The sequence below is a fragment of the Tessaracoccus defluvii genome, from assembly GCF_014489575.1.
GTDB lineage: Bacteria > Actinomycetota > Actinomycetes > Propionibacteriales > Propionibacteriaceae > Arachnia > Arachnia defluvii.
Map to the genome: position 1 here is coordinate 2,560,246 of NZ_CP060789.1, position 24,922 is coordinate 2,585,167.

The window sequence follows — 24,922 nt, forward strand, 5'->3', positions numbered from 1 at the left end:
TGGCCTTCTCCTCAGGCGCGCGGCGGTTCGATACGCAGGGAGACGCCGTCGCCGAGGTCGAGCACGGTGCCGAGCTCGACCTGGACGGAGGCGCCGTCGCGCAGGGTGAATGGCGACTCGCCCAGGGGCAGCACGGTGGTGCCGTTGGTGGAGTGCAGGTCGGTGACGATGACGTTCCAGTCCTTGGTGGTCACTAGGACGTGGTTGCGTGAGATGTCGCTGCTGGGGCTGGGGACGCGCAGCAGGTATGCGCCGGACGGGCCGTGGGCCGGGTCCGGGGAGCGGCCGACGACGACCCCGCTGATGATGTCGGCGAAGTCGCCCGCGTTGGTGTGGACACCGGCCAGCACGGGGCGGCGGATGAGCCGCGGGTTCGACGAGTCGACCGGCGCGTGGCACAGGCGGCAGGAGCGGGAGCCGGGCGCGTTGGCGTGCCCGTTGACGCAGGGGACGGCGAGCACCTGGGGTTCTGCACGCTCCGCGGCCGGGGCCGGCTTGTGCGTGGCTGCCAGCCCGGTGGAGAAGATCGTGCCGCCGGCGTCGTCGTCGATCTCACCGAGCCGCGGCGGGATGACGACGGGCTGGGCGCGCTCGGGCGCCGGGGTCGGCGCGGGTACGACCGGCACCGCCGGTGGCGGCACGGCCGCCGCCAGGGGGACGGCGGGCATGGCGGGGGGCGGGATCGGAGAGGGGTCCGGCTCTGGCTCTGGCTCTGGCTCCGTGACGGTGACGTCGTCGAGCGCGAGGGTGAGGCCGCCGCCGTCAGTCTCGGCGTCGAGGCCGCTGAGGGGCTCGACCGTGGGTGACTCGACGTCGACCGGCGCGATCTCGTCGATGCCCTCCGGCTCGTCGGCGGGCTGCTCCTGCAGGACGGCGGGCTCGGGGCCTCGTTGGCGACGGGTGCCGCAGCCTCCTCCGCACGTGCGGGCTCGACAGTCGGTGCAGCGACGGGCGTAGGCTCGGCGTCGGGCATCGGCTCGACGACCGCTTCCTCCACCGCCGGTTCCTCGGCCGCCGCGACGGTGTCGTCGACGACCGCCTGGGCCCGGGCACGCTGCCGCGGCCGCACGCCCAGCGCCGGGATCTTCGGGAGGACACCCAGCTGTTCGTACGTGGGGAACCGGACCAGCGCCTCGGGCGCCGTGGTCAGGTAGATGGCGGAGGCAGCAACGGCGCCGACGACCAGTGGAAGCTGCAGCACCTCGTCCTGGTTCACGGGCTCGAGGTCGATCCGCAGGTGGCGGGTGCCGCCGAGACTCGCCTCGTTCCAGAGCACCGAGCCACTGCCTTCGAGGGCGACGTCTCCCGTCTCGGTGTCGACGACGCGAACCCGGCCACGGGCCAAGCCGTGCAGGCCGGACTGGTCCCAGAAGAAGGCCCCGAAGTCGGGCATGCCGTCAAGGCCGACCTCTCCGACGAGCTTGAGGAGGCCGTCGACCGACTGGGCGGAGACGATGTCTCGCCACAGGTCGTTGACGAGACCGGAGGCGCGGGCGGGTGCCGGGAGCATCACGACGAGCATGGTGGGCCCCGCCAGTACGAGCCAGTTACCGGGGGTATAGGTTGTCCGCCAGGCGGCCATCGGAAGCGTCATGCGCCCTCTCTCTCATCACGCATACCCGCCCAAGGGTACGAGGTGAGGGGGTCGAAACCTAGTCGCCGAACGTCGTCTATGCGCCCAGCGAACGCACCATCCGGTCGACAGCCTCGCCCAGGATCGCCTGTGACGTGGCCGTGTTGATACGAACGAACTGGGTTGTCTCCGGCGCGAACTCACGGCCCAGGTTGAAGCGGACGCGGCCGACCTCATGGAAGTGCGCCCCTGGATCGGCGAGACCGAGGGGGGTGCAGTCGAGCCACGCCAGGTAGGTGCCCTCGCTCGGCGTGTAGCTGAGCTGCGGCAGCTTCCGGGCGATCTCCTCGGCGAGGAAGACCTTGTTGGCGGCGATCTCCTCGCGGGCCCCCGCGAGCCAGTCGCGTCCTTCACGCAGGGCGGCGGTGTGGGCGAGGACCCCGAAGTAGCTGGCGCCGTCGCTCATGGTCGGGGACAGGCGGGCGAGGTCGGCGGGGGCTCCGATGACGAGGCCGGCCTTGAGCGCGGCCAGGTTCCACGACTTCGAGGCCGACGTGACGAGGTAGGCGTTCGCCGCCCCCGGGACGGTGAGGTACGGCGTGTGCGCGGCGCCGGCGAGCGGCGCGTGGATCTCGTCGGCGATGACGGTGACGCCGTAGCGGGCCGCGAGGTCGGCGACCGCCGTCAACTCCTCGAGCGTGTGGATCGTGCCGTTGGGGTTGTGCGGCGAGCACAGAAGGTAGACGCTGGGCCGCTCGACGGCGAACGCCACCTCGAGACGCGCGAGATCGAGCCGGTCGTCGACCAGCGGCACCTCGACGGTGCGGCGGCCGGCGGAGATGGCCCGGAACGGCGGGTAGATCGGCGGGTTGAGGACAATGGCGTCGCCAGGTTCGCTGGCGGCGACGACGGCCTCCCGCATGCCGGTCATGACGTCGGTGGCGAGCTTGGCGTGGGCCGGGTCGAGGTCCCAGCCCCACATCCAGCCAGCGAAGTCGGCCATGGCGGCCTGGTACTCGGGCACCTCGGGGTAGCCGGTGTCGCCGAGGGCGATGGCGCGCTGGAGGCGCTCGGCGATGGGGGCGGCGAGGTCGGCGTCCATCTCTGCGACGAAGAGGGGCAGGACGTCGGCGTCGAAGCGACGCCACTTGATCGAGCCGCGTTCGCGGAGCCTGGCCAGGGGTACGTCGAAGATCGCCATGGGCATCATCCTGCCCTAACCGGCCCGGGGGCCGGTCGCAGGATCAGTCGGCGACCGCGCCCATCACGTCATGCAGGAACCGCAGATACCCGTCGACCGACTCCGGCGCGATCGGGCCCTCCGTCACCACGGCCGCCACGTCACGCTCGAACCACACCTGGCCGAACGGCGGCAGCTGCGGCGACGCGAACAGCCGCCACACCCCCGGCGTCAGCACTTCACGCGCCGCCTCGGGTTCCTCGGCCGTCACCCGCCAGCGGTCGTCGAATGCCGGGTCGCCCACCTCGATGTCGCCGCGGCCCACCAGCTCGGCCAGCAGCGCGTCCTCCTGCGTCAGCCGCACGGTCGGGAACGTCAGCCCCGGCTGCCGCAGGCAGATGACGTGACGGACCTGCGGCCGGGGCCCCGTGCCGGCGATCCAGCGCCAGCCGAAGCACGGCAGCGTGCCGAACTTTCCGACGAACGCGTCGGTGAACCGGCCGCCGGGGACGGGGCCGTGGTTGAAGCGCTCGACGATCTCGCGTGCGTTGTCGTAGTACAGCCAGCCGCGCCGCGCGGCCCACACCCGCCACGACACGAGCTGTGTCCTGGCGATCATCGGCGGAGCCACCGGCTGCCGGCTGACCTGCTGGTAGGCGGGCAGCGCCGGCGCGAACGGGCGGGGCCGCAGCGCGTCGAGCACCCGGCTGGGGATCGCGTCGACCAGCGCGCGGAGCAGGCCCAGGTAGCGGTCCACCGCAGCCGTCGACACGTCGCCGCGGGCCGACAGCAGGACGGCGTCGCGTTCGAACCAGATGTGCGAGAAGTCGGGTACGACGTCGATGAGCAGACGGCGGGCCGCCTCGCTCATCACGTCACGCGCGAAGCCGTGGTGCGCGGCGGAGACCCGCCAGCGCAGGTCGAACTCCTCCTCGATGGGGATCCCAGGCTCGTCCGCGACGAAGTCGGCCTCCTGCAGCGACAGCATGGGGAACGTGACCCCGGCCAGTCGCAGCCCGACGATCTGCAGCTCACCCGAGGGATCGGCGCCGGCACCGGCCAGGTATCCGAAGCAGGGCAGACCGCCGAAAGTGCCGCTGAATCCGCGCGTGATCGTCCGCATTCCGCCGCGGTGCAGGCCACCGCCGCGGAACGCCGTCGCCATCGCGGGCCACAGCGGCTGGTACAGCAGGTGCCGTTCCCTGGCCCAGTGGACCCATTCCTCGTTCGCCACTCGCGCCTCCTCGGCCTCCATGGTGCCATCACCCCGGCCCGTCCAGCGGTTGAGCCCGTGCCTCGCACGGCGCATAATAGAGGCTCGCAGCAAGGCGACGAAGGGGCCATCACCCCGGAGCCGCCGGAAGAACGGCGATTCTCGCTCACTAGACCCGGCAGCTGCGGGCATCAAGAGGGTCGCGTCTGCGGCCAAGGAGGGTGGTACCGCGGGCCCCGGCTCGTCCCTTCGGCACTGACGTTGAAGAAGGACCACCGATGACACAGTCCCCCGGCTACCGCGCCGTTCCCGCCCAGGTTGATTTCCCCGCGCTCGAGCACGAGATCCTGCAGCTGTGGGCGGAGCGTGACACGTTCACCGAGTCCCTGCGGCAGACCGAGGGCGGCGAGCCCTGGACGTTCTACGAGGGGCCGCCCACCGCCAACGGCATGCCCGGCACCCACCACATCGAGGCCCGCGTCTTCAAGGACGTGTTCCCTCGCTTCAGGACGATGAACGGCTTCCACGTCGAACGGAAGGCCGGCTGGGACTGCCACGGCCTGCCCGTCGAGCTCGCCGTCGAGAAGGAGCTCGGGTTCTCCGGCAAGGCCGACATCGAGAACTACGGCATCGAGGCGTTCAACGCGAAGTGTCGCGACTCGGTGCTGCGGCACGTCGACGCGTTCACCGAGCTGACCGAGCGCATGGGCTACTGGGTCAACCTCGACGAGGCGTATGTGACGATGACGCCCGAGTACGTCGAGTCGCTGTGGTGGGCGCTGAAGCAGATCCACGACAAGGGGCTGCTGCAGGAGGACTACCGGGTGGCGCCGTACTGCCCGCGCTGCGGCACCGCGCTGTCCGACCACGAGCTCGCGCAGGGCTACGAGGACGTCACGGATCCGTCCATCTACGTGCGGTTCCCGCTGACCGGCGGCCCGCTCGCCGGCGCCGTCGACCTGCTCGTGTGGACGACGACGCCGTGGACGCTCGTCAGCAACACCGCCGTCGCCGTCCATCCCGAGGTCACGTACCGCGTCGCCACCCACGCCGACCAGCGCCCCGTGCTGATCGCCGAGCCGCTGGCCGAGAAGGTGCTGGGCGAGGAGTGGACGCTGACCGACTCGTTCCAGGGCCGCGACCTCGAGCGCTGGGGCTACCAGCGGCCCCTCGAACTGGTCGAGTTCCCCGAGCCGGCGCACTTTGTGGTGCTGGCCGACTACGTCACCACCGACGACGGCACCGGCCTCGTGCACCAGGCGCCCGCGTTCGGCGAGGACGACATGCAGGTGTGCCGCGCCTACGGGCTGCCGATGGTCAACCCGATCCGCAAGGACGGCACGTTCGAGCCCGAACTGGAGCTCGTCGGAGGCGCGTTCTTCAAGGATGCGAACGACCCGATCGTCGACGACCTGCGCGCCCGCGGCCTGCTGTTCCGCAAGCTCGACTACACCCACACGTACCCGCACTGCTGGCGCTGCCACACCGCGCTGCTCTACTACGCGATGCCGTCGTGGTACATCCGCACCACTCAGATCAAGGACAGGCTCCTCGAGGAGAACGAGGACACCAGCTGGCACCCCGAGTCGATCAAGCACGGCCGCTTCGGCGACTGGCTGAACAACAACATCGATTGGGCGCTGTCGCGGACCCGCTACTGGGGCACGCCGCTGCCGATCTGGCGCTGCGAGGACGACCACCAGGTGTGCGTCGGGTCGCGGGCCGAGCTATCGGCGCTGACCGGCACCGACCTGAGCGACCTCGACCCGCACCGTCCGTTCGTCGACGACGTCGTGTTCGACTGCCCGACGTGCGGCAAGGAGTCGCACCGGGTGCCGGAGGTCATCGACGCGTGGTTCGACTCCGGCTCGATGCCGTTCGCGCAGTGGGGCTACCCGCACGTGCCCGGCTCCACCGAGCTGTTCGCCGAGCGCTACCCGGCCGACTTCATCTGTGAGGCGATCGACCAGACGCGCGGCTGGTTCTATTCGCTGATGGCGGTCGGCACGCTCGTGTTCGACGAGTCCAGCTACCGCAACGTCGTCTGCCTCGGCCACATCCTCGCCGACGACGGCCGCAAGATGAGCAAGCACCTCGGCAACGTGCTGGAGCCGATCCCGTTGATGGATCAGCATGGGGCCGACGCCGTCCGCTGGTTCATGGCGTGCTCCGGCTCGCCGTGGTCTGCGCGTCGCGTCGGGCACCAGGCGATCGGCGAGACCGTCCGCAAGGTGCTGATCACCTACTGGAACACGGTCGCGTTCCAGTCGCTGTACGCCCGGGCCTCCGACTGGACCCCGTCGGGCGAGGCGCCCGCCGTCGAGACGCGGCACGTGCTGGACCGCTGGCTGACGTCGGCGACGCAGCAGCTGATCGTCGAGACCACCGAGGCGCTCGAGGCGTACGACACGCAGCGCTACGGGCAGGCCCTGTCGTCGTTCATCGACGCGCTGTCGAACTGGCATGTGCGCCGGTCGCGTCGCCGCTTCTGGGCGGGCGACGAGGGCGCGCTGTGGACGCTGCACGAGACGCTGAACACGCTGACGCGGCTGCTGGCGCCGATCATGCCGTTCGTGACGGAGCGGGTGTGGCAGGACCTGTTCGTCGCCGCCGACCCGGAGGGGCCGGCCTCGGTGCACCTCGCGTCGTGGCCGAAGGCCGACGAGTCGCTCATCATCCCGGCGCTGGCCGAGGCGATGGAGCTGACCCGCCGCACCGTCGAGCTGGGGCGGGCGGCGCGGGCCGAGTCGAAGGTGAAGGTGCGGCAGGCGCTGGGCCGGATGCTGGTGCCGTCGGCCATCTTCGAGAAGCTGTCTCCGGAGCTGCAGGAGGAGATCAAGGCGGAGCTGAACGTCGAGCGGATCGAGTCGTTCGCGTCGGCCGGCGACCTCGTCGACCATTCCGCCAAGGGCAACTTCCGGAACCTGGGCAAGCGATTCGCGCAGCGGACCCCGCTGATCGCGAAGGCGATCGCCGAGCTCGACGCCAAGGATCTGGCCGAGCAGCTCCGCGCCGCAGGCCGGGCCTTGATGGAGTTCGAGGGCGAGCAGCTGGAGCTGACCGCCGACGACGTCATCGTCACCGAGCGGCCGCGCGAGGGCTGGTCGGTCGTCAACGAGCAGGGCGAGACGGTGGCGCTCGACCTGGAGCTGACGCCCGAGCTGCTGCGCTCCGGCATGGCGCGCGAGGTGATCCGGTTCATCCAGGAGGCGCGGAAGCGGGCGGGGCTGGAGGTGTCGGACCGGATCCTTGTCGTGATCGAGGCGGGGCCGGAGATGACCGAGGCGATCGCGGCTCACCGTGACCTGATCGCGGCCGAGGTGCTGGCGCTGGAGCTGATCCAGGACCAGGTCGACGCGGCCACCGACGAGGATCTCGAGCTGGATCTGCGGCTGCGGCTGGCGAAGGCCTGACCCGCTCCTCACCCATGCACGCGGCGGGCCGGATGCCTCTCCGGGGTCCGGCTCGCTAGTCTGTGCGTGGAACACGACGCGTTTTGACTGGGAGATGTGCATGGCCAAGAGCAGATGGGAGGGCTCGACGTGGGCCGTCGCGGGGCTGGTGGCCCTCGGCGTCGTCACCGCGGCGACGGCCGGTCTGGCGCTGACGCAGCACCGCCCGGTGGCAGCCTCGCCGGCGCCGTCAGCGCAGCCGACGGTGAGTGTCCCAGCGCCCACGGACCCGGTCGTCTCGCCGTCGGCCACGGTTCCTGAGACGACGCCGTCGCCGTCGCCGTCTCCCAGCGCTTCACCGAGCGCCACTGTGCCGGACAATCCGCTGGCGGCGGCGATCTCGCCCGACGGCGCGTCGCTGCTGGTGCTGGGCGACGGGACCGGCAATGAGCCGGACGAGTGGGTGCACGTGTGGGCCGCCGATCATCTCGGCGCCGACCGTTCAGTGGACTACGTGCTGTGGGACCGGGGTGCGGAGTCGTTCGTCGAGGCGGAGGAACTGTCGTCGACGGGCCCTGTCCTGACGGTGTACAACGGCAGCACGCGCAGCCCGTCGCTGTCGGCGGAGCCGGCGCGCGCGGCGAAGGCGTTCGACGGCCAGGACCTGGTGCTGCTCAGCTACGGTCACCGCAAGTACGCGGGCGACCTGACGCCGGCGCTGACGAAGATGCTGGCGGAGATCCGCAAGGAGTCGGCGACGGTGCCGGTCGCGGTGGTGCTGCAGAACCCGGATCCGGCGGCGAGCGCGGCGCAGCAGAAGGCCACGGTCGAGGCGGTGGCCGAGTGGGCTGCGGAGAACGACCTGCCGACGATCGACGTGTTCGGGGGCTTCCCGGAGTCGCAGTCGAAGGTGGACGCGCTGGTGGAAGAGGACGGGAGCCCGAACAAGGAGGGCTCGAAGCTGTTCGCGGAGCTGGTGGCGGCGGCCTTCGCCTGAGATCGGACGCCGCCCTTCGACAAGGGAACACCTTCGACAAGCTCAGGGAACACCTTCGACCAGCTCAGGGAACACCTTCGACCAGCTCAGGGAACAGGAATATCCGTTCCCTGAGGAGCTCGTGAGGAACGAGCGAGCGTCTCGAAGGGGCGGCCGTGTCGAAGGGTCCGAGGACCGACCGGGGCCTCCCCCCGTGGCGCCGCCACCCTCCGCAAAATCGGCCAGTGGCCCATTCTGACCGGTCCGCCTCACAGAATCGGCCACTACCCCGACCCCGTGACGCCGCCACCCTCCGCAAAATCGGCCATTGGCCCATTCTCACCGGTCCGCCTCACAGGATCGACCACTACCCCACCAGCTGGAGGGGAGCCTGCATGGCGTTCCCGAGGGCGTCACGTGTGGGAACAGCCCCGACCCTAGAGACGCAGGCTCCCTCGGTCTCGAGCCTCGCCGCGCTCTGCACGGCCGCGGTTCAGGACGCGCCGACGCCGGCGCGTCCTATGTGGTCATTTGCCGAGAACGACGCTTGCCGTCTCGAGCCGCGTCTCACCATCGGCGATGACGGTGAGCGTGACGGTGTACGTTCCCGCAGGCATGGAGGATGAGGCGCCGATGCCGTTCTGCCCGGGAACAGCCCTCGACCCACCGGGCGCGAGCACCACCGTGCTCAGGAGCACCAGGTGCATCGGCGTGAAACCGGTCGGACCGGTGAGGTCCACCTTGTAGCTCACGCTGGCGGCCGCAGCCTTGTCAGCAGGCCACGTGATCGTCGCACCGGTCCACTTGATCGGGCCCTTGCCCGAACCGGAACCGGTCGGATCGCTCACGTCAATCAGCAGGCCAGCAACAATGCTGACCTCGCCGCTTGCCGCCGCGGCCGGGGCCGCCACCGCTACTGCGATGACCGGCGCACTCCACGCGGCTGCCTTCAAAATGCGGCGTCGATCGACGCCGTCCACAGGACGAACAGACATGACTCCCCCGAGTCGTTCATCGCGGGGCCTCTCCCTCCCCGCGTGAAGTCAGAATTATTGCACAGTTCTGAGACAGCTCTGTGCGCTTTCCAGGGGATTCACGTGCAATAGACGGGTATTGCAGATTTGAAGGAACCATCGGTCGTTGATGAGCCCCTTCGACACGGCCGCAGGCGGCCGGCCCAGGGAACGGAGAACTTGCCCTTCGACAAGCTCAGGACCCGGTACGAACGAGCGTCTCGAGGGGCGACACTCTCAGGACCCGGAGCGAGCGCCTGCGCGAGCGTCTCGGAGGGCGAGGGCGGACGACCATGGCCAACGGCGGACGGACAACGGCGGACGGCCGACGGACAACGGCGGACGGCGAAGGCGGGTACCTCGAGCGCCCTTCGACACGGCCGCAGGCGGCCTGCTCAGGGAACGGAGAACCTGCGTCAGCGACCGGCTCAGAGAACGGAGAAACCTGCGTCAGCGACCGGCTCAGAGAACGGAGAAACCTGCGTCAGCGACCGGCTCAGCGAGCGGAATGCTGATCAGCTAATCGTCAACGTACTCACGTCGATCAGCCCCGCATGGCCGTCAACCGTGGCGCTGAATGTCACCGTGTAGGTCCCGGCGGGAATGGGTGCCGTGCCCCAGACAATCTTCGGAATCGCGATCTGCGAGGAGACACCGAGCGCCACCACCGTGGATGGGACCAGCGTTTGACTTGTCCCGTCGGGGAGCCTCAGCACGGCCGTGTACACCACGGTCACCGCGGCCGTCCCACTCGGCGAATACCACCATCCGATGTGGCCGCCAGCCCACTCCAGCGGGCCGCGCTCTCCGTTCTGCCGGAGATCGGACAGTGTGTAGGCATCGATGGCGAACTCACTGACGAAGTCCGGCGAGGTCGAGGCCGCAGCGGCGGGTGCCGCGACGGCAATGGCGATAACTGGCGCGCTCCAAGCGGCGGCCTTCAGGACGCGGCGTCGATCGACACCGTCCACAGGACGAACAGACATGACTCCCCCGAGTCGTTCACCGCGGGGTCTCTCCCTCCCCGCGCCGATTTTCCGAGTATTGCACGCACCGTCAAGCGCCGCGCATACCGGGGTCCTATTCGCTGCCCTCTGCTGGAGAGTGCAGCCGATGGCCTATTCCGGGATATGGCCTACCGGTTGGGCTCCGTCAGGGTGTCCCTCAGACGGTCACGGATGACGACGCCGTCTTCGCCAGATGGCCCTCAACCGTCATCGTCAAGGTCAGCGTGTAGGTCCCGGTGACAACTCGGGCCTTGGTCAACACGACCTTGTCGAGCAGTTCGAAGGTCCCGATGGGTAGAAGTTCGGCGGCGCCGGTGAACGTTTCCTTGAGCCCTCCGGGTCCGGTCAGAATCGCGACGTAGCTGACGGTGGCTGGCACCTCGGTATCCGACCATGTTCGCTGGGCGTTGAACCCCGCCCAGACGAGAGGACCTGCGGTCCCATCATCTCGACGGTTCTCGAGATCGTAGACAGTGATCCGAAACTCATCGAGGATCGCGGCGGATGCAGCCGCAGCGGGGGCCGCTACGGCGACGACGACAACGGGGGCTACCCATGCAGCACCCTTCATGAAGCGGCGCCGTTCGATGAAGTCGGCAGACCGGGTGAGCATCGTGCTTCTCTCATTTTCAGTTGCACTCAGGGGGATGCCCAGCTCACCATGTCGCGTGGACGAGCAATTCGCCCTTCGAGACGGTTGCTCTTGCCTCGCAACCTCAGGGAACGGCCCCCCTCGCAACCTCCTCGGGCAGCGGAGATGCCTGGACGACCTATCGCGCCGCACCTTCGCCACCCGATGCACCTGACAGATCCCTGCGTCGGCCCCGTCGAGACAGCTCGGGCAGCAGCTCGAACCGGCCGTCGATGAGCGCCTGCTTCTTCTCCCGGCTCCAACCGTGGAGTCGACGCTCCATTTGCCAGGCCTCTCCGACGTTGTCGTACTCCTGGGCGAAGACGAGCGTCACCGGGCGTCGCTTCTTGGTGAAGGAGGCACCGAAACCGCTGTTGTGCTGGTCGACCCGGTCCTCCAGGTACTTGGTGCTGCCGACGTAGAAGGCGCCGTCGGAGCACTTGAGAATGTAGACCCATGCCATGTGGCCACGATGGGTCGCGGGGACGGGGAGTTCCCATCGGGAGTGGTGGTTGTGGATAGGGGCGACCGGGGGCTGGTCGTCAGGCCGCGGCCCTTCGAGACGCTCGCGCCCCTTCGCCCTTCGAGACGCTCGCGCCCCTTCGAGACGCTCGCGCAGGCGCTCGCTCCTCAGGGACCGACGCTCGAAGCTCAGCGCGACGCCGGGACCTTCTTCTTTGCCCCGTCCTCCGCGTAGTGGTCCGCCGTGTACTGGTACCCGTAGTACAGTGCCCCAGCGCCCGTGCGCGGCACCTTGTTCATCACGATCCCCAGCGGCTTGCCGTTCGCCTTCGTCAGGTTGTCCAGCGCCTTGCCCAGGATCTCGTACGTCGTCTTGCCCGTGCTCACCACCACCAGCGCCCCGTCGGCCTTCGTCGCCAGCAGCGCCGCGTCCGTCACCGGCAGCAGCGGCGGCGAGTCGATGACGACCATCGCCTCCTTGCCCAGCGACTGGATCAGACGGTGCATCCGCTCCGAGCCGACCAGCTCGCTCGGGTTCGGCGGGATCGGGCCCGCCGCCAGCACCCCCAGGTTCGGGGCCCCGTCGACCTGCTGCAGCAGGTCCGCGACCGTCCCCCGCGACGCCAGCACGTCCGACAGCCCCGCATCCTCCAGCAGGCCCAGCGTCGCCGCCACCCGCGGCCGACGCAGATCCGCGTCCACCAGGATCGTCCTCTGCCCCGTCGCCGCCAGCGTCAGCGCCAGATTGACGGCGGTGAACGACTTCCCGTCGCCCGGCAGCGAACTCGTGACGACGATGGCCCGCGGCGGGTCGTCGACACTCATGTACTGCAGGTTCGTCCGCAGCCCGCGGAACGCCTCCGCAGTCGCCGCCCTGTCCGTGTCCCGTGCATCGACGAGCCGCAGCGGCGACCCCGCCGTCTCCGGGTCCGTCTCCACCGGCAGCGCCCCGACGACGGAGACACCCGTCGCCTTCTCGACGCCCTCCGCCGACCGGATCCGCCTGTCCAGCCATTCCCGGACGACGGCGTAGCCGCCGCCGATCAGCGCACCGATGAGCGCCCCGAGCGCCAGATTCAGCTTCACGTTCGGTGAGCTGGGCGCCGTCGGCAGCCGGGCCGAATCACCCGCGAACAGTTGGACGGCGGGCTCCTGCCCGTCCACGCCCTCCAGGCGGGCGATCTCCGAGATCATGCCCCGGATCCACTCCTCTGCCAGGTCGCGGGCCGACTCCGGCGTCGATCCCGTGGCGCTCACCCGCAGGATCACCGTGTCCGTCGGATTGGTCACCTTCACCCGCGACGCGACCGCCTCCGGCGACTCCGTCAGCCCCAGCTCATCGACGGCGTGCTGGGCGACGGTGCGCCACGAGCCGAGGTCGACATACGAGCGGACCTTCGAGCGGGCCAGCTGATCGCCCACCATCGACGACCCGAGGTCGCCTCCGCCGGGTGCAGCGACGAAACCGCTCGCCTCCGCCGTGTAGACCCGTGGCTGCGCGATGCTCCAGACGGCCGCGAACAGCACGCCGAGCAGCACGGCAGCCGTCAGTTCCTTCCAGTACGCACGCAGGATGCGCAGGTAGTCCGCCAGTTCCACAACAGCTCCCGTCGTTGCGAGGTGGGTAGGGGGCTCAGCGACCGACCGCGGTGGCGATCTGCTTCACGGCCGTCGAGATGAGCCCGTAGGCCTCATCGAAGGCCTCCTGCCCACGACGATAGGGGTCCGGCACGTCGTCGTCGTGGATGACGGTGCCCGTGGACCGCCGACGACCCGCTTGTGACACCGCTTCGCGCAGGCGCTCCTCCACGGTCCCCTCGAGGGTGGGGAACTCGGGCGCAGCGACGATCCGGGCGAACTCCAGCAGCGTGAAACCGCGTCGCAGCGCCGCGGGGACCAGCCGCACCAGCCGGGAGCGGTGGTCGCGGGTGAGCGCGAGGATCAGGTCGGCGTTCGCGACGTCGTCGCGGGTCACCTGCCGGGCGGCGAACCCGGCTGGGCTGATGCCGTCGTTGAGCATCAGCGCAGCCATGGCCGGTTCGACAGGATGGTTCTCCAAAGCTCCGGTGCCGGCGCTGACGACCCGCACGTCGGGCCACAGAGCGGCGCCGAGGAGCCGTTCGGCGGCTGGCGAGCGGCAGATGTTGCCGGTGCAGACCGTCAGGATCGTGAACGACGCCGTCATCGGGCGACGCTGACCTGCTCGGAGCGCCAGGTGCCCCGGCTGGGAGCGTCGGGATGCGGCTGCGGCGCGGCCTCATAGGTGTAGCGGTAGCCGTAGGTGTCGGCGTCGCGTTCGCGGACCCGGTTCAGCAGCAGGCCCAGCACGCGGGCGTCGACCCGCTCGAGGCTGGCCAGCGCGTTACCCAGCTCCGACCGCTTGACGGTGCCGGCACCGACGACGACGAGCATGCCGTCCGACAGCCGCGACAGCACCGCGGCGTCCGTGACGGGCAGCAGCGGCGGGGAGTCGATGATGACGGTGTCGTAGCGCTCGGACGCCGCGGCGATCAGCTTGGCCATCCGCGGGTGGCCCAGCAGCTCGGCCGGGTTCGGCGGGATCGGGCCGGAGGCGAGCACGTCCAGGTTGACGGTGCCGTGCGGCTGCACCACGTCCTCCAGCGACGCGTCGCCGATCAGGACGGTGGTGAGGCCGACGGCGCCCTCCACGTTCAGGTAGCTGGCGATCTTGGGGCGGCGCAGGTCGGCGTCGATGACGAGGACCCGTTCACCGGAGGCGGCCAGCGTGTGGGCGATGTGCAGCGACGTCATCGTCTTCCCCTCACCCGGGATCGACGACGTGACGACGATCGCGCGGTGCCCCTGGTCGAGGCCCAGGAACTGCAGGTTGGTGCGGACGCTGCGGTACGCCTCGGCGCGCAGCCCGTGGGGGTCGGCGGCGAGGTCGAGCGGTCCTTCGGGCGTGGGCCCGCTGTCGGGGATGATGCCGAGGAGGGCGACGTCGGTCACCGGCTCCAGGTCACGCTCGCTGCGGATGTTGAGGTTCAGCAGGTCGCGCAGAAGCGCCTGGCCGGCGCCCAGCAGCAGGCCGAGCATCGCGCCGATGGCCAGTGTGCGCGGCACGTTCGGCGACGACGGCGTCGCCGGCACCTTCGGCTGCTTGATGACGGTGGCGAGGACGGGCTTGGTGCCGTCAGCCGCAGGGGGCGACAGTTCGTCGACCGTGGCGATGAGCCGTGTCGCGACGGCGGCTGCGATCTCGGCGGCCTGTGCCGGGGTGTCGGCCTCGACGGCAAGGTCGAGCGTCGCCGTCTTGGCCGGGATGGTGACGGTGATGTCCTGGGCCAGCTTGGCGGTGGTGGTGTCGAGCCCGAGTTCGTCGATGACGGGCTGCAGCACGATGTCGGTGCGGGCCACCTTGGCGAACGACTGCACCTGGTTCTCGGCGTAGTTGGAGCCGGCGTTGAGCTCGTTGACGCTGCTGGCCGAGCGGATCGAGAAGAACAGCGACGCGTCCGAGGTGTACGTCGGCTTGATGAAGAGGGTGGCAACGGCTGCCAGCAGGATCCCCGCGAGGGTGACGGCGGTGATGCTCCGCCAGTACTTGCGCAGGATCCTCAGGCAGTCAGACAGTTCCATGCTCATCTTTCAGTCGGCCGACGGGCTCACTGTACCTAACGGGGCCCTGCGACCCCAGCCACCCCTGACCGCGGCAGCGTCCTCGCCCACCAGCATGCGGTGAGCGAGGACACCGCAAGCGGCTTAGCGCACTGTGCAGACCTGGCTGTTCTGCGGCGCCTGCACCCAGATATCCGCGTTCTGCCTCGTCCCAACCGAGTACTTGGGCAAAATGAATGTGTAGGTGAACAAGATCGTCTGAGCCACAGCGGGCGTGATCTCATATTCCACACGGACAGAAACTGAATTCTCGCCCTTCGACGGGTTTATGTAATCCGCGTAGCCTTCGATGCCACCCGTGCTGACCTCCGTGTCCTGGCCGAACTTCAGACGGCTCAGTTCTTCCGACCCGCCAGTCGTCGTGACCTCGATCTTCAGCAGCTGCTCACCGTTGGTCGCGGAGAGCATCTCCACCGGCAGGACGAAGGTGTACTGGCTACCCGCAACAACAGCGGCTGAGTATGTGACGGTGAAGGAAACAGGAGCATCCGAAGCCTCGGCCGTGTTGTCACGGTCGTCCATTGAGAGGAACCCCTCAGACGCTGTAGCCACGCCTGCGAGCCCGTGGACACTCGTGGCAATGACATTCTTGCCCGCAACGCACTTTGCGATGGCGTCGCTTGTCGCAGGGTCCTCAAGAGGCGTCTTGAATACCGACGTGTCGCTATGGAAAATTACGGGCGTGAAACCCGTGGTATAGACCGGAAGCGTACCTCCGGGATAGTAGATGTTCATGCCCGGTGTATTCGGCCACGCCAGCTTGCCATCCGAAGTCGTACCGGCGGCACACTCATTTGCGCCATCGTGGTACAACACGACGCCAGCCTCGAGCGGACTCATCTCTCCCCGGACAGCCACACATGTTGGAGTGGTCTCGCTCGACGCCGCAGCCATCGGTGCCGCAACCGCAACCGCAACCACCGGCGCCGTCCAAGCAGCACCCTTCACAACCGTCCGGCGTGAAATACCCTTCGCACCCACAGGATCCACCTGCTCGTATCCGTGCGTCATCCATTACCCCCTGGAAATAGTCGTCCCAAAGCAGCTGCAACCTGACGTCTCGGCCCCGGCGCACTGTCTCCCTCGCCGCGACCCTAGACCACAAGTTCGCGCTCTCACGAACCGGGGTCCTCTTGCGAGACTTCCTCCCCGGAACTCACCCACACGATGCCCAAATCGTCGCGGGTACGACGTATGCTGCGCCCTGTGACCGCCCCGACCAGCCCTGAGCCGGTTGATTCCGCGACTGCACGCTCCCGGCGCACGCGCCGCTGGCTCCGCCATCCTGCGGTCCAGGCCCTCTTCCTGTTGCTGGTGCTGGTCCTCGTGCAGAACTTCCTCGTGAAGCTCTATGCCGTGCCGTCCGCGTCCATGGCCCCCACGCTCGCCGTCGGCGAGCGCATCCTCGTGAACCGACTCGCCTATCTCAGCGACGCCCCGCAGACCGGCGACATCGTCGTCTTCGACGGCGACGAGGACTGGCGACCGGCGCGGGATGAGCCGGGGTGGAAGTCGGCGGCGAAGCAGGTCAGTGAGGTCGTCGGCATCGGACCCGGGCGCGGCGACTCGCTGGTCAAGCGGATCATCGCCGGCCCAGGTCAGAGGGTCACCTGCTGCGGCCTCAACGGCGTCGTCGTCGTCGACGGCGTGCCCCTCGACGAGGACTACCTCGGCAGCAACCCTGACTTCACACCCGGCGTCCTCGACTGCGGCACCACGCCCACCTCTGCCCGCTGCTTCCCGGAGTTCGTGGTGCCCGAGGACCAGTTCGTGGTGCTCGGCGACAACCGTGCCGCCTCGAGGGACTCCGTTGCGCAGTGCCGCGGCCAGACCACCGATGCCGGGCAGTGCCTTCTCACGGTGCACCGCGACGACATCGTCGGCGAGCTGCTTCTGGTCGTCTGGCCGCCTGGAAGGGCCCGCCTAGGATGACCGCCATGGGGGGAGAGGTCACCGGGCCACGGGTCACCGTGGCCGGGCTGGGCGCGACGGTCGCCATCGACGTGGTCGGCGACCGAGCCGCCGAACTTGCCGGCGCCCTCCGCAGCGCGTGGGCCCGCGCCCTGACCGACGACGATCCCGCCCAGACCATCACCGCCGGACTGCTGACCGCAGGCGACGGCGCCTCCAGCCCCTCACGCTTCGCCGATCACCTGGCCGGCCACGATCTCGACACCCTCATGGAGCGCATCACCCAGCGTGTCACGTTAGCGCTGATCGAACAGCGGGCGGGCGAGCTGCTGATGTTCCACGCCGGCGCCCTGTCCGATCCAGCCACCGGCCGGGCGGTGGTGCTCGTCGCTGAGAGCCACACCGGCAAGACGACGCTCACCTCCCGCCTCGGCGCGGAGTTCGGCTACCTGACGGACGAGACCGTGGCCGTCGATGCCGACGGCAGCATCCTCCCCTACCCGAAGCCGCTGTCGCTGCGCACCCCCGGCACCGCCGAGCGTCGCGAGGTGGGCGCCGACGACCTCGACCTCGCCCCCACCCCAACAGCAGCAAGCGTGGCACGCATCGTGTGGCTCGAGCGCAGCGACGACCACGTGGGGCCTCCGGAGGCCCACGAGCTGGACCTGTTCGACGCGATCGTCCGCCTCGTCCCGCAGACGTCGTCGCTGGCGGCCCTCGACCGCGGCCTGCACCGGCTCCGAGCCCTGATCGAGGCGACGGGCCCGGTGCTGGAGATCCGCTACGCCGAGGCCGAGACGCTGCGGCCGCTGCTCCGCGAGCTGATGGGAGCGGACGCATGAGGTTCGTGACGGTGGAGCCCGCCGATCGGCTGGATCGCGACGGCGAGGCGCTGCTCCTCTACCCGGACGAGTTGCTCCGGCTCGGCCCGCTGGCCCAGGCGCTCACTGCCCTCGCCGTCAGCCCCGCCACGCTGGCGGAGCTGACGGCAGGGGTTGTCGAACTGTTCGGCGAGCCGGAGGGGCAGGACGCGACGGCGCTGGTGCGGGCCGCGGCGAGTGACCTGGTGGCCCGAGGGGCCCTGCGCGAGGAGGAAGCATGACCGCAACCATCCTGACGGTGTGCAGCGGCAACATCTGCCGCTCCCCGTTCGCCGCCGCTCTTCTGTGTGAGCGGCTCGCCGGGCTCGACGTGCGGGTGGAGAGCGCCGGCACGATCGCCACGGACGGCCTGCCCATGTCATCCCAGACCCTCATCCAGGCGCGGCTGGCGGGAATCGCGGACCTCGATCACAGCGCCCGCTTCCTGACCGAGCGGATCCTTGCCGAGGCCGATCTGGTGTTGGCGATGACGGCCGAGCACCGCAGCGCCGTGGTCCGGCTACTGCCGAGCTTGGCCCGCCGCACGTTCACGCTGACGGAGTTCGCGGCGCGGGTGGCCGCGAACCCAGAATCGACCCCGGGTACCGCCACGGATGCGAAGTCAGCGCTGCGCGACTACGCCCGTTCGCTGGTCCGCCGCCCCGCCCCCGCAGCTGAGGCGACCCCCGATGTAGAGGACCCCTACGGCCGCCTCGCTGAGGCCTACGCCCGAATGGCGGAGCAGATCATCCCAGCGGTCGATGCCGTGGCCCAGGCCATCGATTCGCAGTTCCCTGAGGAGCAGCGAGGAACGAGCGAGCATCTCACAAGGGCGTTCCCTGAGGAGCCGCGAGGGACGAGCGGCGTCTCGAAGGGCCACACCCGAACAGAGACGAGGCACTGAATGGAACTGCGTGACTACCTCCGACTCCTCAGGATCCACTGGCTCCCCCTTCTCCTCGGCCTCGTCCTCGGCTCCGCCCTCGCACTGGGCTTCAGCCTTCTCCAGCCGAAGGTATACACCGCCGACAGCAACGCCCTCGTCACCGTCACCGCCCCCGGCAACACAGGCCCGTCCATCTCGTCGGAGAGCCTGGCCCGCAGCAAGGTGAACTCTTTCGTCGAGATCGGTTCCTGGCGCAGCGTCGCCGAGGAGGCCGCCACCGTTCTCGGCATCGACGACTCCCCCGAATCCCTCGTCACCCGGGTGAAGGTCACCAACCCCACCGACACGACGATCATCCGTGTCACCGCGAACGCGCCCTCACCCGAGGAGGCCCGTGACCTCGCCGAGGCCTGGGTGCGGGGCATGATCACGGTCATCAGCGAGGTCGAGGGCGTACCGGATCCCGCCACCGGAGGCATCACAGTCACCCCCGGCGACTCCGCTCGCCTCCCCACCGCCCCCTCGTCACCGAACGTGAAGCAGAACGTGGCCATCGGAGCCCTGCTCGGCCTGCTGCTCGCGGCCGGCTACGCCGTGATCCGCACCGCTCTGGACCGCAAGATCCGCACGCCGGAGGCCGTCTCGGAGCAGACGGGGCTGTCGGTGGTCGGCACGCTGCCCTTGACCCCAGAACTGGCGAAGGGCAGCGGACTGCTCCCCCTGGAGCCCGGCAGCGAGGCCGCGAGCAGCCTGCGGCTCCTCGCCGAGGCCACCCGGGAGCTGCGCACGAACCTGCAGTACACAAACATCGACGAGCCTCCCAAGGCGATCGTGATGACGAGCCCCCAGCCCGGCGGCGGCAAGTCGACCACCGCCAGCAACCTGGCCATAGTCCTCGCCCAGGCCGGACAGCCGGTGGTGCTGATCGACACCGATCTCCGCCGGCCCCGCATCGCCGCCCTCTGGAACCTCGACAACGCCGCCGGCCTCACCGACGCCCTGGCCGGCCGGGCCGACGTCGACGACGTCACCCACTACGTCGGCCCCGAGGGGATGCTTCGGGTCATCACGTCGGGCCGGATCCCGCCGAACCCCAGCGAGGTCCTCGGCTCGCAGCGAATGCTGCAACTGGTCGCCGACCTCGGCCGCGACGCCATGGTCATCATGGACGCTCCCCCGCTGTCGCCCGTGACGGACGCCGCGATCCTCGCCGCCCATGCCGACGGCGCCCTTCTGGTGGTGGGCACGGGCAAGACGACGATTGATGCCCTGCAACACGCGACGGAGAGCCTGTCGCGCGTCAACGCGAAGCCGCTGGGCGTCGTGATGAACAGGGTGCCGACGAAGGGCTCGGGTCGGGCGAGCTACGGCTACAGCAGCGAGTACCGCACGTACTACGGCAGCCAGGAGACGGTGCCCTCAGCGGCCGCGCCTGTGACCGTGATTCCCCAGCGTCCAGGCGCCGGGTCTGATCGAGGATCGGCCCGACGCGGACGGTAGCGAGGGAACGACGACCTCAGTCCCCAGAAACGCGACACATGGGTACCCCCGTTGGGCTTTTGTCAGCGCCTGAGATTATCCTGTCTTCAAACGCAACCCCGCCGAAGGACTATCGCGATCTTGATTGCCTCCACATCACCGGAAAAGAGCGCTCTCAGCACCGCGGTGTACCGACTGCCAGCCACATTGCGCCGCCTCACGCTCATGGCATGGGATGTCCTCGCCTGGGTATTGGCAATGCTCGCATTCCTGCTAGTCAGGTACAATTTCGACCTTAGTGATGCCCAATGGGGGGCCACTTTGGCCTACACCGCGATAGCGGTCGCCCTGCAGGTGCTGGCCGGCATATTCACCCAGTTCTACCTCGGCCGCAGCCGCATCGGCAGCTTCGCCGAGGCGTCGTGGCTGGGCATGCTCGTGGTCGCGATCGCGTTGGTCGTCGGGCTCGTGTTTTCTGTTTTTTCGCCCAGTTTTCCGCGCGGCGTCGCGATCATCCTGCCTCCCCTGGCCCTGGTACTCATGGCGACGGGCAGGTTCCTGTTCCGCACGCTGATCGACTCGCGCTCGCGGGCCTCCCGCGACGGCGCCATCCCCGCCCTCGTGTACGGCGCCGGCAACGCGGGCTACCAGGTGGCTCAGCTTCTCGCTCTCGCCGAGGAGCCCCCTTACCGCATCGTGGGGTTCGTCGACGATGCGAAGGGCAAGAGGAATCTCCGGATCAACGGCCACCGGGTGCTGGGGTCTGGCGATGAGCTGGTCAAGATCGCCAAGGAACACCACGCAGAGGTGGTCATCCTCGCCATCTCGTCTGCCTCCACCTCGCTGATCCAGCACCTGAGCGACGAGTGCTCCGACAACGGCATCGAACTCATGGTGATCCCGCCGCTGCGCGAGATGGTCGGCGGCCAGGTCACGATGGGGTCGCTCCGCAAGCTGAATGTGGCGGACCTCCTGGGCCGTCGGCCCATCAAGACCGACCTCTCGGCGATCGCCGACTACATCACGGGCAAGACGGTGCTCGTCACCGGTGCCGGCGGCTCGATCGGCTCCGAGCTGGCCGTCCAGGCACACCGCCTCGGCCCGTCGAAGCTCGTGCTTCTCGATCGCGACGAGTCGGCCCTCCACGGCGTCCAGCTCGCCCTCTACGGCAACGGTCTCCTCGACACAGACGACATGGTGCTGTGCGACATCCGTGACGAGGAGGCGCTGCGCGAGGTGTTCGAGACCCATCGCCCCGACGTCGTCTTCCACGCCGCCGCGCTGAAGCACCTGCCGATGCTGGAGCGGTTCCCGCTCGAGGGGTGGAAGACCAACGTGCTCGGCACCCGCAACGTGCTGGCCGCGGCCCACGCGGTGGGCGTCGAGCGCTTCGTCAACATCTCCACTGACAAGGCAGCTGCCGCCACCAGCGTCCTCGGCCGCACCAAGCGCCTCGCTGAGCGGCTGACCGCCTGGTACGCGATGCAATACGGGATTCCGTACCTGTCGGTCCGCTTCGGCAACGTCCTCGGATCCCGCGGCTCGGTGCTCATCTCCTTCCGCAGCCAGATCGAGAAGGGCGGGCCTGTCACAGTGACCCACCCGGATGTGACCCGCTACTTCATGACCATCCCCGAGGCGTGTGAGCTTGTCCTCCAGTCGGGCGCCATCGGTCGCCCCGGCGACGTGCTGGTCCTCGACATGGGAGAGCCGGTCAAGATCCTCGACGTGGCCAAGCGGATGATCGCCGAGTCGAAGAAGGACATCGAGATCCACTTCACGGGGCTCCGCCACGGCGAGAAGATGCACGAGGTGCTCTTCAGCGGCGCCGAGGCTGGCGAGCCGAGCGAACACCCTCTGATCAGCGAGGTGCAGGTTCCGCCCCTCGATCCTGAGCTTGTGCCGGCCGCCCCCACAGAAGAAGATGGCCGGTCACCACTCGATTCTGCAGTCGCCCCGCCCCGCACCCAGTTGACCATCGAGCATGTGCGTTTGGCAGAGGCTTCACTGATTGGAGGGCGGGAATAGCAATGCTGACTTCTGTTTGGGGTGCCGTGGTCCTGGCTGGCCTAGTCGCCGTTGCAGCGCCTCTCATCCTCCGCCCCTTCCTCCGTCGCTTCGGCGTCCAAGACGTGCCCAATCACAGGTCATCACACTCCCGGCCAACGCTGCGGGGCGGCGGTTTAGCCCCGCTGGCCGGCCTCACTCTGGGCTGCGTCGTAGCGATCTTCGCGCTCGGCCCCGGTGCCGAACCCGAAGGCTCCTTGACCGATGTGCCGACGCTCCTCACCGGCGCCGCCGAAGCCAGCCCGCTCCTACTGGTCTGTGCAATCGCAGCAGCGACGGGGCTCCTTGGACTCGTCGAGGACCTCAGAGGGCTCCCTGTTCTCGTTCGCGCGGCGGGCCAATGTGCAGCTGGAGCTGCGCTCCTGACAGTTCTCTCGATCAGCATCGGTTTCTACTGGATGTGGATTCCGCTCGGTGCGCTGTGTTTTGCCGCCTACGTGAACATCGCGAACTTCATGGATGGCGTCAACGGAATCTCAAGCCTCCACGGGCTCGCCACTGGGCTTTCCTTCACCGCCTTGGGATGGATGTCATCCACAGACTGGATGGTCATCAGCGGGCTCCTCTTGGCAACCTGCTTCATCACCTTCCTTCCCTGGAACCTGATCCGACCAGGAATGTTCCTCGGAGATGTCGGTAGTTACCTGCTCGGCGGGGCAGTGGCCGCAATCGCAATCACTGCAATGGCGACAGGGCTCCCGGTCATGGCCATTGTTGCCCCAATGGCCATCTACGTGGCAGACACGATGACGACCCTCGTAAGGCGCGCGCTGCGTGGCGAGCCAATACTCCACTCTCACCGAACTCACACCTATCAGCGGCTAACGGACCTGGGGCTCTCCCACATGGCGGTGTCGGCCTTGGTAACGCTGCTCACCGTTGTGTGCAGCCTCAGCGGACTCGCAGTCGCCGCCGGCGCAGTCTCGGAGCTTTCCGGGGCTCTCGTCATCACAGCTGCCATCGTCGTGTATCTGGCGCTCCCCCGCCTTGGGGCAGCGCGCGTGGCCCGGCGAACCAAGCGCACTGAGGCTGCGGAACCCGCACTCCTCCCGCCCGACACCGCACCAAGCCACCGCGAGACGGTCCCCCGGCGGACCGACGAAGGGTCATGAAGTGAAACTCGGCATGCTCACCCAGTGGTTCGACCCAGAGGCCGGCCCAGCAGGACTCCCAGGTGTCTACGCCCGCGAGTTCGTACGCCAGGGCCATGATGTACAAGTCCTAACAGGTTTCCCCAACTACCCCGAGGGCGAGCTCTACCCCGGCTATCGGATGCGTCCGAGGATGACTGAGCACATGGACGGGGTGGCCGTCACTCGCGTCCCGCTCTACCCCAACCACAGCAGATCGGCCATGGGACGGTTCGCCAACTACGCAAGTTTCGCTCTCTCAGCCGCCACACTCGGCGCTGGAGCGCTGCGAGGCTCAGACGCCATCTGGGTGTACAACTCCCCAGCCTCGGTCGCCCTGCCGCAACTCCTTCACTCACGTTTCGGCCGTACCCCTGTCTTCCTCCACATCCAGGACCTCTGGCCCGACTCCCTCATCGAGAGCGGCATGTTCCCCGGCGGACGATTCGGGACTGCTGCCACACGGCTCGTGGCAGCTGTCGTCAGGCTGATGGAGAATCGATCCGCGGTGATCGGCGTGATCTCACCTGGCGTGCGAGAACTCATTCTCAGCAGGAACCCAAAGATCTCGCCTGACCAGATTGCGTACGTCCCCAACCCGACCAATGAGGCACTGTATGGCCCCGTGTCCGAGTTGCGAAAGGACCTTCAAGTCGACAAACCTGCCTCCAGCCCAGTCGAGTTCATGTACGCCGGCTCCATGGGCGACGTACAAGGCCTCGACACCCTCATTGATGCGGCACAGCTGCTCAACGGCCGGGAAGACATCCAGATCACCCTCGTCGGCGACGGGATCGCTCGCACTAGGCTCGAGAGCAGAGTTCAGGCGCTCGGGCTTCGAAACGTTACCTTCACCGGCCGCGTACCTCAGGCTGAGATCCCCCACCTCATGGCGCGCTCAGACGCTCAACTCGTGAGTCTCGCAGCTAACGACTTCCTCCGCTACACTACCCCCAGCAAGATCCCGACCATCCTCGCCACAGGCACTCCGATTGTGGCTCAGATCGAGGGTGATGGGGCCGCACTCATTCGGGACGCAGGCGCCGGCGAGGTTTCGGCTCCCGGCGATGCAACCGAACTCGCCGAAGCAATCTCCAAGATCGCCAATCTGCGGCCCGAACAGCGGGCGGCTCTCGGCGAGACCGGGAAGCACTACTACCAGACTGCGCTTTCGGCCGAAACCGCCGCCGCGAAAATATCTGGCGCACTCATGTCACCGGGGTGCAGCTAACCGGATCTCCCAATTGCGGGTGGCGCTACCTACACCCCTGGATTGTGAGAGTCCAAGCGGCTCTTCACAATCGAGGGTGCAGACGGGGTCTGAATTCTCCGGTTTCGAGGAGACTCGGGACTGCTGCACGGATAGGTGACATCCAACCAACGTGCCGCGAACTCGATAACGAGGCTCTTCGTACCTGAGCGAGGGGTGAGCGTGGATCCGATGGCGGGCGTGTCGGTGGGGTGATGGGCGTCGAGGCCCTCAAGAATCGGGGTTACCACACC

21 protein-coding genes are annotated in these 24,922 nt (G+C 68.4%); 10 read left to right on the forward strand and 11 right to left on the reverse strand.

Features of this window, described 5'->3' with window-relative positions:
• Positions 1-11: 11 nt before the first annotated feature.
• The 3 genes from H9L22_RS12210 to H9L22_RS12220 all read right to left on the reverse strand — a co-directional run bounded on the left by H9L22_RS12210 (position 12) and on the right by H9L22_RS12220 (position 3,987).
• Positions 12-668: an FHA domain-containing protein gene (locus H9L22_RS12210; protein ID WP_187720168.1), complete on the reverse strand. Its 657-nt coding sequence runs from the start codon at positions 666-668 to the stop codon at positions 12-14.
• 1,002 nt (positions 669-1,670) lie between these two features.
• Positions 1,671-2,774, reverse strand: coding sequence for a MalY/PatB family protein (locus H9L22_RS12215; RefSeq protein WP_226965829.1), 1,104 nt, complete (start codon positions 2,772-2,774; stop codon positions 1,671-1,673).
• A gap of 43 nt (positions 2,775-2,817) precedes the next feature.
• Positions 2,818-3,987, reverse strand: coding sequence for a hypothetical protein (locus H9L22_RS12220; protein WP_187720170.1), 1,170 nt, complete (start codon positions 3,985-3,987; stop codon positions 2,818-2,820).
• 257 nt (positions 3,988-4,244) lie between these two features.
• Here H9L22_RS12220 and ileS point away from each other — a divergent pair, with 257 nt between their 5' ends.
• Positions 4,245-7,379 carry an isoleucine--tRNA ligase gene (gene ileS, locus H9L22_RS12225; RefSeq protein WP_187720171.1) on the forward strand — a complete coding sequence of 1,045 codons (3,135 nt, stop codon included), beginning with the start codon at positions 4,245-4,247 and terminating at the stop codon, positions 7,377-7,379.
• A 100-nt stretch (positions 7,380-7,479) separates the two neighbouring features.
• Entirely contained in the window at positions 7,480-8,355 is an 876-nt protein-coding gene (locus tag H9L22_RS12230; RefSeq protein WP_187720172.1) for a hypothetical protein, read from the forward strand.
• A gap of 506 nt (positions 8,356-8,861) precedes the next feature.
• On the opposite strand, the gene H9L22_RS12235 is transcribed toward H9L22_RS12230, so the two are convergent.
• From H9L22_RS12235 to H9L22_RS12270, 8 genes are all read right to left on the reverse strand, one after another.
• Positions 8,862-9,314, reverse strand: coding sequence for a hypothetical protein (locus H9L22_RS12235; RefSeq protein ID WP_187720173.1), 453 nt, complete (start codon positions 9,312-9,314; stop codon positions 8,862-8,864).
• 548 nt (positions 9,315-9,862) lie between these two features.
• Positions 9,863-10,318, reverse strand: coding sequence for a hypothetical protein (locus H9L22_RS19000; protein ID WP_226965830.1), 456 nt, complete (start codon positions 10,316-10,318; stop codon positions 9,863-9,865).
• 193 nt (positions 10,319-10,511) lie between these two features.
• Positions 10,512-10,967: a hypothetical protein gene (locus tag H9L22_RS12245; RefSeq protein ID WP_187720174.1), complete on the reverse strand. Its 456-nt coding sequence runs from the start codon at positions 10,965-10,967 to the stop codon at positions 10,512-10,514.
• Between the two features lie 157 nt (positions 10,968-11,124).
• Positions 11,125-11,448, reverse strand: coding sequence for a GIY-YIG nuclease family protein (locus H9L22_RS12250; protein WP_187720175.1), 324 nt, complete (start codon positions 11,446-11,448; stop codon positions 11,125-11,127).
• Positions 11,449-11,636: 188 nt separating this feature from the next.
• Positions 11,637-13,046 (reverse strand): polysaccharide biosynthesis tyrosine autokinase, encoded by a 1,410-nt coding sequence (locus tag H9L22_RS12255; protein WP_187720176.1) that lies wholly within the window; start codon positions 13,044-13,046, stop codon positions 11,637-11,639.
• Between the two features lie 34 nt (positions 13,047-13,080).
• Positions 13,081-13,632 carry an arsenate reductase/protein-tyrosine-phosphatase family protein gene (locus tag H9L22_RS12260; protein WP_187720177.1) on the reverse strand — a complete coding sequence of 184 codons (552 nt, stop codon included), beginning with the start codon at positions 13,630-13,632 and terminating at the stop codon, positions 13,081-13,083.
• Complete coding sequence (locus H9L22_RS12265) at positions 13,629-15,047, reverse strand: polysaccharide biosynthesis tyrosine autokinase (RefSeq protein WP_187720178.1); 1,419 nt, start codon at positions 15,045-15,047, stop codon at positions 13,629-13,631. Before H9L22_RS12265 ends, H9L22_RS12260 begins: the two co-directional genes overlap by 4 nt.
• Positions 15,048-15,170: 123 nt before the next feature.
• A complete protein-coding gene (locus tag H9L22_RS12270) occupies positions 15,171-16,097 on the reverse strand; it encodes a hypothetical protein (protein ID WP_187720179.1) in 927 nt (308 codons plus the stop codon).
• A gap of 195 nt (positions 16,098-16,292) precedes the next feature.
• Between H9L22_RS12270 and lepB the strand changes: the two genes are divergently transcribed.
• From lepB to H9L22_RS12310, 8 genes are all read left to right on the forward strand, one after another.
• On the forward strand, positions 16,293-17,018 hold the full coding sequence (gene lepB, locus H9L22_RS12275; protein WP_187720180.1) for a signal peptidase I: 726 nt from the start codon (positions 16,293-16,295) through the stop codon (positions 17,016-17,018).
• Positions 17,019-17,023: 5 nt separating this feature from the next.
• The gene (locus H9L22_RS12280; protein WP_187720181.1) at positions 17,024-17,839 is read left to right on the forward strand and encodes a hypothetical protein; all 816 of its coding nucleotides are present in this window, start codon (positions 17,024-17,026) and stop codon (positions 17,837-17,839) included.
• Positions 17,836-18,099 carry a hypothetical protein gene (locus H9L22_RS12285; RefSeq protein ID WP_187720182.1) on the forward strand — a complete coding sequence of 88 codons (264 nt, stop codon included), beginning with the start codon at positions 17,836-17,838 and terminating at the stop codon, positions 18,097-18,099. Before H9L22_RS12280 ends, H9L22_RS12285 begins: the two co-directional genes overlap by 4 nt.
• Positions 18,096-18,761: an arsenate reductase/protein-tyrosine-phosphatase family protein gene (locus H9L22_RS12290; protein WP_187720183.1), complete on the forward strand. Its 666-nt coding sequence runs from the start codon at positions 18,096-18,098 to the stop codon at positions 18,759-18,761. Before H9L22_RS12285 ends, H9L22_RS12290 begins: the two co-directional genes overlap by 4 nt.
• Positions 18,762-20,243, forward strand: coding sequence for a polysaccharide biosynthesis tyrosine autokinase (locus tag H9L22_RS12295; RefSeq protein ID WP_187720184.1), 1,482 nt, complete (start codon positions 18,762-18,764; stop codon positions 20,241-20,243). It begins immediately after the preceding gene.
• Between the two features lie 300 nt (positions 20,244-20,543).
• Entirely contained in the window at positions 20,544-22,250 is a 1,707-nt protein-coding gene (locus H9L22_RS12300) for a nucleoside-diphosphate sugar epimerase/dehydratase (RefSeq protein ID WP_226965831.1), read from the forward strand.
• 245 nt (positions 22,251-22,495) lie between these two features.
• Positions 22,496-23,401 carry an MraY family glycosyltransferase gene (locus H9L22_RS12305; RefSeq protein ID WP_226966312.1) on the forward strand — a complete coding sequence of 302 codons (906 nt, stop codon included), beginning with the start codon at positions 22,496-22,498 and terminating at the stop codon, positions 23,399-23,401.
• Between the two features lies 1 nt (position 23,402).
• A complete protein-coding gene (locus H9L22_RS12310) occupies positions 23,403-24,650 on the forward strand; it encodes a glycosyltransferase family 4 protein (RefSeq protein ID WP_187720187.1) in 1,248 nt (415 codons plus the stop codon).
• Positions 24,651-24,922 lie beyond the last annotated feature (272 nt).

What these genes read in the sequence shown, in the direction of transcription:
- ileS (WP_187720171.1), top strand. Translation starts at nt 4,245, where the DNA reads ATGACACAGTCCCCCGGCTACCGCGCCGTTCCCGCCCAGGTTGATTTC.
- H9L22_RS12280 (WP_187720181.1), top strand. Translation starts at nt 17,024, where the DNA reads ATGGGGGGAGAGGTCACCGGGCCACGGGTCACCGTGGCCGGGCTGGGC.
- H9L22_RS12285 (WP_187720182.1), top strand. Translation starts at nt 17,836, where the DNA reads ATGAGGTTCGTGACGGTGGAGCCCGCCGATCGGCTGGATCGCGACGGC.
- H9L22_RS12250 (WP_187720175.1), bottom strand. Translation starts at nt 11,448, where the DNA reads ATGGCATGGGTCTACATTCTCAAGTGCTCCGACGGCGCCTTCTACGTC.
- H9L22_RS12295 (WP_187720184.1), top strand. Translation starts at nt 18,762, where the DNA reads ATGGAACTGCGTGACTACCTCCGACTCCTCAGGATCCACTGGCTCCCC.
- H9L22_RS12230 (WP_187720172.1), top strand. Translation starts at nt 7,480, where the DNA reads ATGGCCAAGAGCAGATGGGAGGGCTCGACGTGGGCCGTCGCGGGGCTG.
- H9L22_RS12265 (WP_187720178.1), bottom strand. Translation starts at nt 15,047, where the DNA reads ATGGAACTGTCTGACTGCCTGAGGATCCTGCGCAAGTACTGGCGGAGC.
- H9L22_RS12245 (WP_187720174.1), bottom strand. Translation starts at nt 10,967, where the DNA reads ATGCTCACCCGGTCTGCCGACTTCATCGAACGGCGCCGCTTCATGAAG.
- H9L22_RS12270 (WP_187720179.1), bottom strand. Translation starts at nt 16,097, where the DNA reads ATGACGCACGGATACGAGCAGGTGGATCCTGTGGGTGCGAAGGGTATT.
- H9L22_RS12260 (WP_187720177.1), bottom strand. Translation starts at nt 13,632, where the DNA reads ATGACGGCGTCGTTCACGATCCTGACGGTCTGCACCGGCAACATCTGC.
- H9L22_RS12215 (WP_226965829.1), bottom strand. Translation starts at nt 2,774, where the DNA reads ATGGCGATCTTCGACGTACCCCTGGCCAGGCTCCGCGAACGCGGCTCG.
- H9L22_RS12290 (WP_187720183.1), top strand. Translation starts at nt 18,096, where the DNA reads ATGACCGCAACCATCCTGACGGTGTGCAGCGGCAACATCTGCCGCTCC.
- H9L22_RS12210 (WP_187720168.1), bottom strand. Translation starts at nt 668, where the DNA reads ATGCCCGCCGTCCCCCTGGCGGCGGCCGTGCCGCCACCGGCGGTGCCG.